Source organism: Mesorhizobium sp. M6A.T.Cr.TU.016.01.1.1 (assembly GCF_003952585.1).
Classification (GTDB): Bacteria; Pseudomonadota; Alphaproteobacteria; order Rhizobiales; family Rhizobiaceae; genus Mesorhizobium; species Mesorhizobium mediterraneum.
On sequence record NZ_CP034452.1, the window covers coordinates 1834905 to 1848204 of the forward strand.

At 62.7% G+C, this 13300-nt stretch carries 10 protein-coding genes and 1 tRNA gene; 5 read left to right on the forward strand and 6 right to left on the reverse strand.

All coding sequences use genetic code 11. The annotated features are described in order from the left end of the window. The first annotated feature begins 400 nt into the window (after nt 1–400). Nucleotides 401–2956 carry a protein translocase subunit SecDF gene (gene secDF, locus EJ075_RS08530; protein ID WP_126104035.1) on the forward strand — a complete coding sequence of 852 codons (2556 nt, stop codon included), beginning with the start codon at nt 401–403 and terminating at the stop codon, nt 2954–2956. A gap of 39 nt (nt 2957–2995) precedes the next feature. Here secDF and EJ075_RS08535 read toward each other — a convergent pair whose 3' ends face one another. From EJ075_RS08535 to EJ075_RS08550, 4 genes are all read right to left on the reverse strand, one after another. Further along, complete coding sequence (locus tag EJ075_RS08535; protein WP_126104036.1) at nt 2996–4129, reverse strand: cysteine desulfurase family protein; 1134 nt, start codon at nt 4127–4129, stop codon at nt 2996–2998. A 50-nt stretch (nt 4130–4179) separates the two neighbouring features. Further along, nucleotides 4180–4656 (reverse strand): EF-hand domain-containing protein, encoded by a 477-nt coding sequence (locus tag EJ075_RS08540; protein ID WP_126107281.1) that lies wholly within the window; start codon nt 4654–4656, stop codon nt 4180–4182. A gap of 188 nt (nt 4657–4844) precedes the next feature. After that, the gene (locus tag EJ075_RS08545; protein WP_126104037.1) at nt 4845–6122 is read right to left on the reverse strand and encodes an MFS transporter; all 1278 of its coding nucleotides are present in this window, start codon (nt 6120–6122) and stop codon (nt 4845–4847) included. Nucleotides 6123–6125: 3 nt separating this feature from the next. Then, the gene (locus EJ075_RS08550) at nt 6126–6902 is read right to left on the reverse strand and encodes an MBL fold metallo-hydrolase (RefSeq protein WP_245458124.1); all 777 of its coding nucleotides are present in this window, start codon (nt 6900–6902) and stop codon (nt 6126–6128) included. Nucleotides 6903–6939: 37 nt separating this feature from the next. Between EJ075_RS08550 and EJ075_RS08555 the strand changes: the two genes are divergently transcribed. From EJ075_RS08555 to EJ075_RS08570, 4 genes are all read left to right on the forward strand, one after another. Continuing rightward, nucleotides 6940–7608, forward strand: coding sequence for a metalloregulator ArsR/SmtB family transcription factor (locus tag EJ075_RS08555; RefSeq protein WP_095484525.1), 669 nt, complete (start codon nt 6940–6942; stop codon nt 7606–7608). A 29-nt stretch (nt 7609–7637) separates the two neighbouring features. Beyond that, nucleotides 7638–8852: an MFS transporter gene (locus tag EJ075_RS08560; RefSeq protein ID WP_164547267.1), complete on the forward strand. Its 1215-nt coding sequence runs from the start codon at nt 7638–7640 to the stop codon at nt 8850–8852. 239 nt (nt 8853–9091) lie between these two features. Next, on the forward strand, nt 9092–9985 hold the full coding sequence (locus EJ075_RS08565; RefSeq protein ID WP_126104038.1) for a LysR family transcriptional regulator: 894 nt from the start codon (nt 9092–9094) through the stop codon (nt 9983–9985). Between the two features lie 272 nt (nt 9986–10257). After that, nucleotides 10258–10908, forward strand: a complete 651-nt coding sequence (locus EJ075_RS08570) for a hypothetical protein (RefSeq protein ID WP_126104039.1) — start codon at nt 10258–10260, stop codon at nt 10906–10908. A 294-nt stretch (nt 10909–11202) separates the two neighbouring features. Here EJ075_RS08570 and EJ075_RS08575 read toward each other — a convergent pair. Together EJ075_RS08575 and EJ075_RS08580 are read right to left on the reverse strand one after the other, a co-directional pair. Beyond that, a tRNA-Arg gene (locus tag EJ075_RS08575) sits at nt 11203–11279 on the reverse strand. A gap of 307 nt (nt 11280–11586) precedes the next feature. Then, on the reverse strand, nt 11587–13074 hold the full coding sequence (locus tag EJ075_RS08580) for a HAMP domain-containing sensor histidine kinase (RefSeq protein WP_126104040.1): 1488 nt from the start codon (nt 13072–13074) through the stop codon (nt 11587–11589). Nucleotides 13075–13300: the final 226 nt, after the last annotated feature.

The following is a 13300-nucleotide window of genomic DNA, read 5'->3' on the forward strand; positions in this document are numbered from 1 at the left end:
GGCGCGACCGAGCCCGTCACACACCCGACTTTCCTTGTCCGCGACATTGCACGCCGTGTTGCTGCTGAGACTTCCCGTTTCAAGACGGGAACGCCTGTCACTGCGGGAAACGGCAAGCCCTTTTGCATCATCCCGGATTTGCGCCTGCCGCTCGAAACAGCGTCAGCCGCACCGTTTGGTATAGGGTCCGAAGACCGGCCGAAACTGTCGCCGAACCGCGCCTTCGATGCGCGCGCGCCTCCGCTTCTCACGGCATGATCTTGGCCGCGCGACCGCGGCCCTCGGCTCCCAAAACTTTCACATCGCGTTCCCGGGCTCTCGTCGAGTTGCTCGCCGATCGGAATGCCAAAGCACTTGTCGGAGGCGGTTTCCGCCCGATATGGGCTGAACGGATAAGAATATGCTGCATTTTTCGCGCTGGAAGACCATTCTCATCTGGCTGACGGTCCTAGCCGGTGTCCTGTACGCAGCGCCCAATTTGGTTCCCGCCTCCACTCTGGCATCGCTGCCCAATTGGCTGCCAAAGCAGCAGCTGACGCTGGGGCTCGACCTGCAGGGCGGCTCGCACATCCTGCTCCAGATCGATCGGCAGGACCTCGCCAACGAACGCCTCGAAGCGGCCCGCGACGAGGTTCGCACATCGCTGCGCGATGCCCAGATCGGTTATACCGGACTTGCCGGCACCGCCAATTCGATCCAGGTCCGCATTCGCGACCAAGGTCAGGTCGAAGCTGCGAAGAGCGCGCTCGAAAGATTGACGCAGCCGATCTCGACCGGACTTTTCATGAGCGGCTCCGTGACCGAGATGGAGATGGCCGAGCCGGAACCGGGGCTGCTGCGTTTTACGCTGACCGAAGCCGGGATCGACTACCGGATCGCCGCGGCGCTGACCCAATCGATCGAGGTGGTGGGCCGGCGCGTGAACGAGCTTGGCACGACCGAGCCGATCATCCAGCGCCAGGGTTCGGACCGTATCATGGTCCAGGTGCCGGGCCTGCAAGATCCGCAGCGGCTGAAGGATATTCTCGGACAGACCGCGAAGCTGACCTTTCAGATGGTCGACCAGTCGATTCCGGTCGAGGAGGCTATCTCCGGCCGCCCGCCGGCGGGCTCGACGGTGTTGTATTCGACGGACGAACCGCGGGTTCCGCATCTGATCGAGAATCGGATCATCGTCTCCGGCGAAAACCTCGTCGATGCGCAGGCAACCTTCGACCAGCGCACCAACGAGCCGGTGGTCTCGTTTCGCTTCGACAGCCGCGGCGCCGGCCGCTTCGGTCAGGCTACTCAGACCAATGTCGGGCGCCTGTTCGCGATCATCCTCGACAACGAGGTGATCTCCGCGCCGCAGATCCGCGAACCAATCCTGGGCGGCACCGGGCAGATATCCGGCAGTTTCACGGTGGAGAGCGCGAACGACCTTGCGGTCCTGCTGCGCGCCGGCGCACTGCCTGCCGACCTCACCATCGTCGAGGAACGCACCGTCGGTCCGAGCCTCGGCAGCGATTCGATCGACGCCGGCCAGTTCGCGTCAATCGTCGCCGGGTTCCTCGTCGTCGGCTTCATGCTGTTCGCCTATGGGCGACTGGGGCTGATCGCGAATATCGCGCTCCTGGCCAACGTCGCATTGATCATCGCCGTCCTGTCGGTTCTCGGCGCGACGCTGACGCTGCCCGGCATCGCCGGCATCGTGCTGACGATGGGGATGGCGGTCGATTCCAACGTCATCATCTTCGAGCGCGTCCGCGAAGAGAGCCGCCAAGGGCGCTCGATCGTGCAGTCGATGGATTCCGGGTTCAAACAGGCGCTGGCGACAGTCGTCGACGCCAATGTGACGACGCTGATTGCCGCCGTCATCCTGTTCTTTCTCGGCTCAGGGCCGATCAAGGGATTTGCCGTCACCCTCGCCATCGGCATCGTCACCACCGTGTTCACGGCGTTCACGCTGACGCGCTGGCTGGTCGCGTTCTGGCTTCGCCGGCAACGCCCGAAAACCATGCCCAGCGGTGTCATGCGACTGGTGCCCGACGACACGCGCGTGCCGTTCATGGCGTTCCGAAAGTACGCCTTCACGCTGTCCCTGCTATTGTCGATCGCTTCGGCCGCGGCGTTCTTCACTGTCGGCATGAACTACGGCATCGACTTCCGCGGCGGTTCGAGCATCGAGGTGCAGGCGAAGGGTCAGCAGGCCGACATCGGCAACATCCGCGAGCGCCTGACAGGTCTCGAACTGGGCGAGGTGCAGGTGCAGGAGTTCGGGTCGACCCGGGATGTGCTGATACGCATCGGCACCCAGGGGGGCGGCGACGTTGCCGAACAGTCCGCCGTCCAGAAAGTGAGAAGCGCGCTCGAATCTGACTACGAGTTCCGCCGCATCGAGGTCGTCGGCCCGACTGTGTCCTCGGAACTAGCCTTCAACGGCACGATGGGCGTGCTCGCCTCGCTGCTGGCGATGCTCGTCTACATCTGGGTCAGGTTCGAGTGGCAGTTCGGGCTCGGCGCCATCATTTCGACCTTCCACGACGTGATCCTGATGATCGGCTTCTACGTCGTCGCGGGCATAGAGTTCAATTTGACCTCGATAGCCGCGATCCTGACTATCGTCGGCTATTCGATCAACGATACGGTTGTTGTCTATGACCGGGTCCGCGAGAACCTGCGCCGCTATAAAAAGATGCCGATCGCCGAGCTGCTCGACCTGTCGATGAACCAGACTCTGGCGCGAACGGTCCTTACCGGCGTGACGACGCTGTTCGCGCTGGCGGCGCTTTCGATCTGGGGCGGCGAGGTCATCCAGTCCTTCACGGTCGCGATGATCTTCGGCATCCTCGCCGGGACCTATTCCTCCATCTTCGTCGCCGGGCCGCTGCTGATCCTGTTCAGGCTCCGGCCGGGCGCCCTCAGTCCAGAGGAACCCACAGCGGCGAAAGAGCCGCCGGCGCGACCGGCTTTATGACGCAACGATGGGTGGTGCCGTCTCTTTGGGTCCTATCGTCTAGCGGATGGCGGATCGGACCGTGACGGCTCGAAGCTGACCCACGACGGCGTCGATTTCGGTGCTGGTCGTGGCTCGACCAAGACTGAAGCGAACGGCGCCCATGCCGATCTCCTCGGGCACGCCCATGGCCGTGAGCACTGGGGAGAGCTCGACCCGGCCGGCATGACAGGCCGAACCGGTCGATGCCGCGACGCCGTCGAGATGCGAAAGCACCTCGGCGCCGATCATGCCTACGAATGAAACGTTGAGCGTGTTGGGAAGGCGATGCTGAGGGTGCCCGTTGAGCACGATACGGTCGCCGAAACTTTCCTGCAGCGCGTCCCAAAAACGATCCCGCAGCACGCGGACGCGCGCCATCGGCTCCAGGTCGCTGGCGAGCCCACAGGCCGTACCGAGGCCAACCGCGAGCAAGGCGCTTTCAGTGCCGGCGCGCCGGCCATGTTCATGCCCCGCGCCATGGATCAGCGGCTCGAGCGTGACACCATCGCGGACATAGAGCGCCCCGACACCCTTTGGTGCATAGAGTTTGTGGCCGGCGATGGTCAGCAAATCGACGCCAAGCGTGTCGACCTTGCTTGCAATCTTGCCGACTGACTGCGCTGCGTCGGTGTGGAATCGAACTCCAAGCTCCCGAGCAACAGCACCGATCTCCTCGATCGGCTGGATCGTGCCAACCTCATTGTTGGCGTGCATGACGCTGATCAGGATGGTGCGCGACGTGATGGCACGACGCACGTCGTCGGGATCGACCCGGCCCGTGCTGTCGACCGGCACATAGGTCACTGCCGCGCCGAGCTGCTCGAGGAAACGGCAAGGCGCGAGAATGGCCGGGTGCTCGACCGTAGTGGTGACGATGTGCTCGCCCTTGTGGCGCAGGGCGAAGAACGTGCCCTTGATCGCCAGGTTGTTGGCCTCACTGCCGCCGCTTGTGAACACGATCTCGTCGGGTGCGCAGTCGAGTAGTGCCGCAACCTGGCCGCGGGCCTTCTCCAGCGCAGCCTTCGCCGGCATGCTCGCCCAATGGCCGCTCGACGGATTGCCGAAAGCCTCATCCAAATATGGCCGCATGGCAGCCGTGACGGCCGGATCGATCGGCGTGCTCGCGTTGTAGTCGAGGTAGATCGACGTCATGTTCGGGAGCCTCCTTCGCGGCTTGTCGCCCGGCGATCAGCTGCGCGCGGCTACTGCCGCATGAATGCCTGCACTTCTTCGGGTGTCACTTTGCCGTCTTTGTTTGCGTCCACCTTGTCGAAGATTCGCTTATGGATGGCGATGATCTCTTCGAAGGAAAGCGCGCTGTCGCCGTCCGTGTCGGCAACGGCGAACATGATCTTCATCATGTGCCCGCGCATGCGCATCATCGGCATTGCGCCCATCATGCCGGGCTGCTTCATCTCGCACATCATGCCCTGACCCATGCCTTGGCCCATCATGCCTTGACCCATCATTCCGGGAGGCATCATCCCGGGTTGAGCGGGCTGTGCCCCTTGGTCTTGTCCCGCCATATCTCCAGGCTCGGTGGACGGCGCCGCCTGTGCGACCGTCGTATCGGGATGGTGCGGATCGGCTGCGGTCGTTTGCGCGGCGGCTATAGCCGTCATGCCGGCGGCGACAATTGCGGCGAGCGCGGCCACGCGCGTCAATGAAATCAACGTCATAGCATCCTCCTTCCTCTCATGGGCTCGGCAGTTTTGACCCACTGGCGGCTCTGCGGCCGGAAATGCTTTGGGCTCTTTCCGTACTGCCGGCAAACTGCCGGTCGCGGTCAAATTCCAATATAGGCCCAACGGGCAGCGCGGCGAGCTTGCGCCGGATCAATTGCTTGGGCAGCGATCTGCCGCCGCTGTCATGTTGCCCTCCTCGCGGACGGATGAGCCTCGGTTTCGCTCATCACAACAGCCACGACCACCCCTGAGAGAAACGTCAGCGCGGCGATCGATGTGATCGCCCATGATAGCCCGAAGCTGTCGGCGATGAGGCCGGCGGAGAGCGCGCCGATCGCGTAGCCGAGATCCCGCCAGAACCGGTAGACGCTGAGTGAGCGGGCGCGCCAGGTCGGATGCGAGGCGTCGGAGACGGCTGCGATCAGGCTTGGGTAGACCATCGCCGTGCCGAGGCCGAGCAGAAGGCTGCCGACGATCCACCACTCGAACTGGCGCGTCGCCGCGGTGAGAAACAGACCCGCGGCCTGTACCCACATGCCGGCGACGATCAGGCCCTTGCGCCCCCAGCGATCGCTCAAGGGGCCGGTGGCGATCTGCAAGACACCCCACGTCGCGGGATAGACCGCCTTGAGGATGCCGATGCGCTCGATGCCGAGGCCGAAGGACGCGAAGAACAATGGGAAAATGCCCCAGCTCATGCCGTCGTTGAGATTGTTGACGAGGCCGGCCTGCGAAGCGGCGAACAGGTTGCGATCCCCGAACGAGGTGAGCGCGAAGACTTCCCGAAAGCTGATCGGCGCGGGCTGCTGCGCGTGGGATGAGGCCTCCAGCCGAACGTGGTCCCGCGTGTCGCGCACGAGCAGGATCGACAGTGCGGCACCGATGACCGCATAGCCGATGCCGAGATAGATCGGCACTGGCCGAAGTCCGTATTGCGAGGCGAGATAGCCGGTCAGGAACGCCGTCACCCCGACGGCAAGATAGCCGGCGAACTCGTTGAGACCGACGGCCAGGCCGCGCGATTTCGGCCCGACGAGATCGACTTTCATGATCACGGTCATCGACCAGGCGAGCCCCTGGTTGATGCCGAGCAATGCGTTGGCCGCAATCACCCATTCCCAGGTCGGCGCCCAGATGATCATGAACGGCACCGGCAGGCCGACCAGCCATCCCAAGACGAGCACGCGCTTGCGGCCCCACGCGTCGGCAAGCTGCCCCGAGACCAGATTGGCGAGCGCCTTGACGACGCCGAAGCTGACGATGAAGGAGACGATGAGCGTTGTCGACGTGACGTGGAACTCTTCCGACCCGATCAGCGGCACCACCGTTCGTTCTATACCGACCATACCGCCGACAAAGGCGTTGATCACGACGAGCAGCGCGAATTGCGGCCAGTTCTCTCTGAGGCCTAGCCTGACGGGTGAACCCGCCTTGCCTGGCACCGATGCCGCTTCGTCCATGGGTCAGGCCGCCGCCGCAGCCAAGGCGGAATTGGCGGCCCGGAGCGCCGCGGCCTCGGGCGGAGCCGGGGGAATCTCGGCGAGCATGAAGCGGATGAACGCGGCTTCGTCCTCGATCCGCAAGGCCTCGTTGTGGCGTTTCTCGAAACCGATGGTCGACCAGGGCTTGGCGCTCAGGCGCCGGCCGCAGACCGAGCCAGCATAGGCGCCGGGGAGCACCTCGACATGATCTGGGAGAGCCTTGAGCCGACCGGCGCTGTGAAACATATCCTTTGCGCCTTGCTCGGCGCTGACGGCGAGTTCGGTGCGACCGAGATCGCCGACCATCAGCGTGTGGCCGGTCAGCACGAACCATGGCTCGTCGGCACGCGTGCGGTCGCTGACGAGAATGCAGATATGCTCCGGGGTGTGACCGGGTGTGTGCAGGACGGTTGCGGCGACGTTGCCGAGCGAGAGGGCCTCTCCGTCGCGCATTCCTTTGAACGGGAACGCGACATACGCCTCCGCCCCGAGCACGTATGCGGCGCCCGCCGCTTCGGCGAGCGCGCGGCCGACAGAGAGATGGTCGGCATGAACATGCGTGTCGACGACGAAGTGGATGCGCATGCCGGCGTCTTCGGCGGCGCGCAGGTAAAACTCGATGTCGCCGGCCGGATCGACGACGGCCGCGGCTGCCTTGCCGCCGCAGCCGAACAGGTATGAGACGCCGACTGGATCGGTATGAAGGAATTGGCGAAGGATCATGGTCTTGCGCGCCTCGCGACGACGGGCTAGAGACATTCAATCATTCCGCTGAATGTTCCACTGAGGAGAAGCCGTGTCAAGCACCGGACCGAAACAGGCGATCTACGCGAGCCTTGCCGAAGTGGCTCAGGCGCTCGGCCATCCGCATCGGCTCGAGCTTCTGGAGCACCTCGCGCAAGGGGTGCGCAGCGTCGAGGACCTCTCCGCGCGAGCCCATCTGAGCTTCGCCAACACGTCGCGCCACCTGCAGATCCTGCGGCGGGCGCGCCTCGTCGAGACGGAGCGCCGCGGCAAGCACATGCTCTATAGCCTCGCCGGCGACGCCGAGGTGGTGGCGCTGATCAAGGCGCTCGGCCGCGTCGGCGAGCGAAATGTTGCCGAAATCGGCCGCGTCATGGCCGACTATTTCCGGGCTCGCGATGCGATGGAGCCGGTGTCGCGAGACGAACTCGTCTCAAGGCTGCATGACGGCATGGTCACGGTTCTCGACGTGCGGCCAGAGGATGAGTTCGCGGCCGGACATCTTCCAGGCGCCCTCAACATCCCGCTGGCCGAGTTGGAGCGTCGCTTAGGCGAGCTAGAGGCAGATCGGGAAGTGATCGCCTATTGCCGCGGCCCCTATTGCGTTCTCTCGTTCGAAGCGGTCGCCGCCTTGCGAGAGCAGGGCTATCTCGCGCGTCGGCTCGAAGACGGCTATCCCGAATGGAAGACCGCCGGCCTGCCGGTCGAAACGGCCGCCTGAAACAGAACACGCGGGCGCTCACGCAGGTGATGAGGGCAGGCAGATCAGTGCTGCGGATCCATTCGACGACGTTTCTTTTCATGGCCCGTGCCTTGCGCGACATGGGCGATGGCTTCGTGGCCGTTCTGCTGCCGGTCTATCTCCTCGCATTAGGCTTCACTCCCCTTCAGGTCGGCGTGATCGCAACGGCGTCACTGCTTGGTTCCGCGCTCTTAACCATCGTTGTCGGGTTCCTCGGCGTCCGTTACGATCACCGCCAACTCCTGTTTGCCGCCGCCAGCCTGATGGTCGCCACGGGCGTGGCCTTTGCTTTGGTCCATGACTACGCGCTGCTGTTAGTGGTCGCGTTCGCAGGCACCATCAACCCCTCGGCCGGCAGCGTCAGCGTATTCGTGCCATTGGAGCATGCGGTGCTGACACGCGAAGTCACCGATGCCGCGCGGACCAGGATGTTCGCGCGTTACAGCCTTGTGGGTGCGCTGGCAGGCGCGGTTGGCGCGCTCGTTTCGGCGACACCTGATCTTCTGGCTCCGGCCGGCCTCGACCAACTCGCCGGCATCAAGGCGATGTTCGTGCTCTATGCGTTTCTGGGTCTTCTCGGCGGCCTCCTTTACGCGCAGATCCCGCAGCGCCGTCCGGCGACGGACTCCAGCAGCGGGTCCGCGCTCGGCCCCTCGCGCAAGATTGTGTTCAAGCTCGCGGCGCTTTTCAGCCTCGATGCTTTTGCCGGAGGCTTTGTAGTCCAGTCGCTGCTTGCCCTCTGGCTTTTCGAAAAATTCGATCTGTCGCTTTCGGAAGCGGGATTTTTCTTCTTCTGGTCCGGCGTGCTTTCGGCGTTCTCTTTCCCCGTTTCAGCTTGGCTGTCCCGGCACATTGGACTGATCAACACGATGGTGTTCACCCACATTCCGTCGAGCATCGCCCTGATGTTGGCGGCGTTGGCGCCCACGCTCCCCTTGGCGCTCGCCTTACTGCTGATCCGCGCAGCACTTTCGCAGATGGACGTGCCGACGCGATCATCTTACGTGATGGCCGTCGTCACGGAGGCAGAACGGGCGGCGGCAGCGAGCTTCACATCGGTGCCGCGCAGTCTGGCCGCCGCCGCCAGTCCCGCGCTGGCCGGCGCGCTGTTCGCGGCCTCGTTCCGGGCTTGGCCCCTCCTCATTTGCGGTGCCCTGAAGATCACGTACGATCTGCTGCTTCTGATGCAGTTCCGGCATCTCAAGCCCCCGGAGGAACGGTGATGCAGCGTTGTCGGTTCGGAGCGTTTTACCACGACGGATCAATCACGCAGAAAGAACGTTGGAAGGTTGTCGATCACTTTCGGCTGGCTGCTCTTACTTTCATCGTCATTGCTCGTCCGATTCACCGAGGTGTGATCCACCTAGAATATTCCACGCTCTCGGCGATTTCGATTGGACCCAGGTGCAACTCGTCCCACTAGATTGTATAATGAGTATCGACTTTTCGGTTTGAGCCATAAATGCGGCGTGGAAGACTTGATATGCTTCTGGCCTTTCTGGCCGTCGCACGGGAGGGCAGCTTCACGCGGGCTGCGGCGCAGCTCGGAATTTCGCAGTCCACGCTGAGCCACACGGTCCGTGCACTCGAAGAGCAACTGGGTATTCGGCTGCTGACCCGCACGACCCGCAGCGTTTCACCTACAGAGGCCGGCGCGCGGCTGCTGCGCAACATCGGCCCGCGCTTCGAGGAGATCAACGTCGAGGTCGAGGCGTTGAGCGAATTGAGGGAAAAGCCTGCCGGCACCATTCGCCTCACCGCCAGCGATCACGCATTTAATTCTGTTATCTGGCCGAGGTTGGCGAAGCTCCTTCCCGACTATCCCGACGTCACAGTGGAGGTGTTCCTCGACAACGCACTGACAGACATTGCAGCTGAACGGTTCGACGCAGGCGTGCGAATGGGAGAGAGCGTCGCAAAAGACATGATTGCTGTGCGCGTCGGGCCGGACATCCGCTTCGCCGTCGTTGGGGCGAAATCATATTTCGCCAAGCGGCCGCCGCCAATGACACCGCAGGAGCTAACTGGTCACATTTGCATCAACCAGCGCTTTTCCTCCAACGGCGGGCTGTGGGCCTGGGATTTCGAGCGAGACGGTCGCGAGCTGAAGGTGCGGGTGGACGGCCAGATCATCCTGAATGGCACCGTCGAGATTCTCGAAGCCGCGTTGGAGGGCTTCGGCCTCGCCTATATGCCGGAGGACGTGGCGCAGGCCCACCTTGACAGCGGTCGCCTTGTGCGGGTGCTCGATGAGTGGTCCCCGCCTTGGCCGGGATATCACCTCTACTATCCCAGCCGCCGCCAAACGTCCCCCGCTTTCGCTCTGCTTGTCAATGTGCTCCGCTATTCGGGCTGAGGCCGCCCACGAAACGGGCAGCGTGGCTCCCGCCGGCGCAAGTCCACTTTGGCTTGGCGCCCACGCGAAGCCGGCCTAGACGGCTTTGCGTGGCAGGAGCGGCCGGAAAAATCCGAAGCCCGCCAAAGCCGCTACGATGGGCGGCGTTCCTGGCGATAGCTCCAGTTTTACGCAGCTGTTATGCTCGCGGCGCACCAGCATGCAGATGTTCACAATCCGATCTGTCCACTGGGGCGTGCCTGCTCGCTATGTCGCTGCTGGAGGGTGGCAAAATGAACCAATGGTTTTCTTCACTGCCGGCCTTGGCTAAGTGGACGATTGGCGTCATAGGTAGTGTCCTGATTGGAATGGGTGTTACTTCTGTTGTTGCCGAAGTCGCCTCCGGCAAGGCCTGCTTCCTCAATCAAGCACAAGTAATCCACACGGAAGACTACCAGGGTCAAAAAATATTCCAAGTAGTTACCTACACAAAGAATTATGGCCGCGGATCCGTTAAGGGTGTCAATGTTCGTTATGTCTATACTGTCGAAGAAGGTGGCGAACTAGGCGCGCGATTCGCAGATTTAATTTCTGAAAACCCGCCGGACAGCTCCTCCAGCAGATGCCGGGAGCAAAAAAGAGAGAATTGGAATGGGAGAAATGAGCTGACTGTGGAGTTCGTCGGGTGCGATTTTGAGCCTACTGAAGCCATAGACACATTTACGGGACCGTACATCCAAAAGGCTCGAAAGATCGTAACCACCGTGGAAAATGAGAGCGGGGCTCGTTGGGCGGAGACCATGCGGCTCAGCGACCGCGACTATCTAAAGGCACCATTCGATCAGAGTCTACGGGGACAAGAAGAGTTCAATGGCACAACATCAGGATATCTGTTTTGGTTGAAATGGGCGTTAGCACCCATGATCTGTCTTACGAAAAGTTAAGGGAGATTGAGCGCCAGCGTCGTGCATGCCCTAAGTTCCTAACGCCGAACTACTGCTGAGGAGTTAGCAGCGCACGCGTTGATTGATGGCGTCGGATAGGGTTGCCTTAGCATCGCCTGCCGCTGGGCAGCTTTCGGCTCAATGACATGGGTCTGGCGTGCTCTTCGACATGCCGGGAATAGCGGAGCAGGCCGCGCCGAAGCGCCACAGGGGCTCGCCCGCACGAAAACGTCTCTCATAGGTTGGAGGGCTTTCGCTGGCTACAAGCGCGTCCGGCGTGCTGCAGCGTAGATTTGGCGCGCCCGAAGAGATTCGAACTCCTGACCCCCAGATTCGTAGTCTGGTGCTCTATCCAGCTGAGCTACGGGCGCGCAACAGGCCATGCTTTGCATAGCCCGCGATCCGATCCTTAACGACCGGCCGCGATGTGACGTGTTCCCTAGCGACTGAATTTCCGAAAAGCAAGCCGATCCGGCAAAAGTTTTGCTGTTCGTGCTGGCCGGCTCTTTGTTCTGCGCAATTCCGGACGGAAAACCGTCACACACTTTTCCTGGAATTGCTCTTTGTTCTGCGCAATTCCGGACGGAAAACCGCCACACACTTTTCCTGGAATTGCTCTTTGTTCTGCGCAATTCCGGACGGAAAACCGTCACACACTTTTCCTGGAATTGCTCTGGATCAGGCCGGGCGGCGCAGGCCGTTGCGGGCCTGGTCGAGCCGGACCGGCTCGTCCGGGATGGTGACCGCGAATGTGGTGCGGCCGCCTCTACTTTCGACAAGCTCCACCGTGCCGCCGTGAGCGCGGATCAATTCATAGGCGATCGCCAGGCCAAGGCCGGTGCCGCCGCTGCGGGCCGAGCCGCGGAACGCCGCGAACAGGTTCTCGCGCGCCTTCGGCGGCAGGCCGGGGCCGGTGTCGGTGACGGTGATACGGCTGACGCTGCCGACGCGCTCGGCCGACACCGCCAACCGGCGCACCACCGCGCTTTCCGCGTCCGCCGCCATTGCCTGCACGGCGTTGCGGCAAAGATTGGTGAGCACGCGAAAGAGCTGATCGGAATCGGCATCCACCTCGAAAGCCAGATCGACGGCGTTGACGAATTCGATGCCGCCTTCGGTGTCGAGCAGGCCATGGACGTCGTCGACCAGTTGGCGCAGCCTGAGCCTGCGGCGCGAAGGCGGCGGCTCCTGGGTGCGGCCATAAGAAAGCACACCTTCCGAGTAGGATACGGCACGATCGAGCGCGCGCAGCAGTTTCGGCGCGAAGGCCTGCACGGTCGGGTCCTTGACCTGACGCAAACGGTCCGACATCAGCTGCGCCGACGCCAGGATGTTGCGCATGTCGTGGTTGATCTTCGACACGGCGAGACCGAGATCGGCGAGATGCTTCTGCTCGGAGAGCATCTTCTGCAGCCGCTCCTGCATCTGCGAGAGCTCTCGCTCTGCAACGCCGATCTCGTCGGCGCGGGCGGCAGGGTGGATGATCCGCCCGGGGTCGTCGGGCGCCTCGGAGAAGGCCAGCATCGAACGCGTCATCGTCCGGATCGGGCCGATCATGATCAGGTCGATGGCGGCATAGACCAGCATGGCGGTGAACAGCGAGATCAGCAGCGAGACGAAGGCGACGTTGCGCGAATATATGAGCATGGCATTGCGCAGGCTGTAGTCGGGCATGATCAGCTCGAATTCCTTGTCGCTGTCGCCGACCGGCCCGAAAACGCGCAGCATCCGCTCGCCACCGAAAAACAGCGTGTCCAAAGCACTGGTCATGCCCTGGACCAGGCCGACATTGGCGATGTCAATATGCTCGTCGACGTGCGGCGGCATTTCAGCCACGACCAGAAGGCGCGAGACGCCGCCGTCGCGCACGGCGATCGCCTTGGCGCCGATCGCCGTCAGCACGTCGTTCTGCGCGGCGCGCGACAGCGAGGCTGGCTCTCCCTGCACCAGCACGATCGAGACCGCCGCGGCGGTGCTCAGCCTTTCCTTCAGCCAACTCATTCGGTAGCTGGCGATCCAGGGCAGAAAGATAAGGACCTCGGCCAGAAGCACGAAGACGATCGTGAGCAGCAGGAGCTTTGTCGACAATCCACGCGACAAAGGCACGGTCCGGGCGGCGGCCGTCGCCCGGTCGGTCCCTTCGTCCGCGGATGGGATTTCACTCATGCTGCTTTTTCTTCACGATCACTTGATCAGCCAAGATTAGGCCATTGCGGCTTTTTTGCCAATTTCATCCTTCGTCCCAATACGGGATAAGACCGCCCAGAGTTCGGCCATCACTTCAGCCATCGGCCATGACGGCGCCGGATTGACTTCCAAAACCCTTCTTTCTATAAGCCCGCTCACGCTCGGGCCATTCGTCCCGGCGCGGTTTCGATCGCGCCAAAACCGA

Coding starts and splice junctions, on each gene's coding strand:
- EJ075_RS08535 (WP_126104036.1), bottom strand. CDS start 4,129: ATGACGTCGATCTACCTCGACTACAACGCGAGCACGCCGATCGATCCG.
- EJ075_RS08540 (WP_126107281.1), bottom strand. CDS start 4,656: ATGACGTTGATTTCATTGACGCGCGTGGCCGCGCTCGCCGCAATTGTC.
- EJ075_RS08570 (WP_126104039.1), top strand. CDS start 10,258: ATGAACCAATGGTTTTCTTCACTGCCGGCCTTGGCTAAGTGGACGATT.
- secDF (WP_126104035.1), top strand. CDS start 401: ATGCTGCATTTTTCGCGCTGGAAGACCATTCTCATCTGGCTGACGGTC.
- EJ075_RS08550 (WP_245458124.1), bottom strand. CDS start 6,902: ATGTCTCTAGCCCGTCGTCGCGAGGCGCGCAAGACCATGATCCTTCGC.
- EJ075_RS08565 (WP_126104038.1), top strand. CDS start 9,092: ATGCGGCGTGGAAGACTTGATATGCTTCTGGCCTTTCTGGCCGTCGCA.
- EJ075_RS08545 (WP_126104037.1), bottom strand. CDS start 6,122: ATGGACGAAGCGGCATCGGTGCCAGGCAAGGCGGGTTCACCCGTCAGG.
- EJ075_RS08580 (WP_126104040.1), bottom strand. CDS start 13,074: ATGAGTGAAATCCCATCCGCGGACGAAGGGACCGACCGGGCGACGGCC.
- EJ075_RS08560 (WP_164547267.1), top strand. CDS start 7,638: ATGAGGGCAGGCAGATCAGTGCTGCGGATCCATTCGACGACGTTTCTT.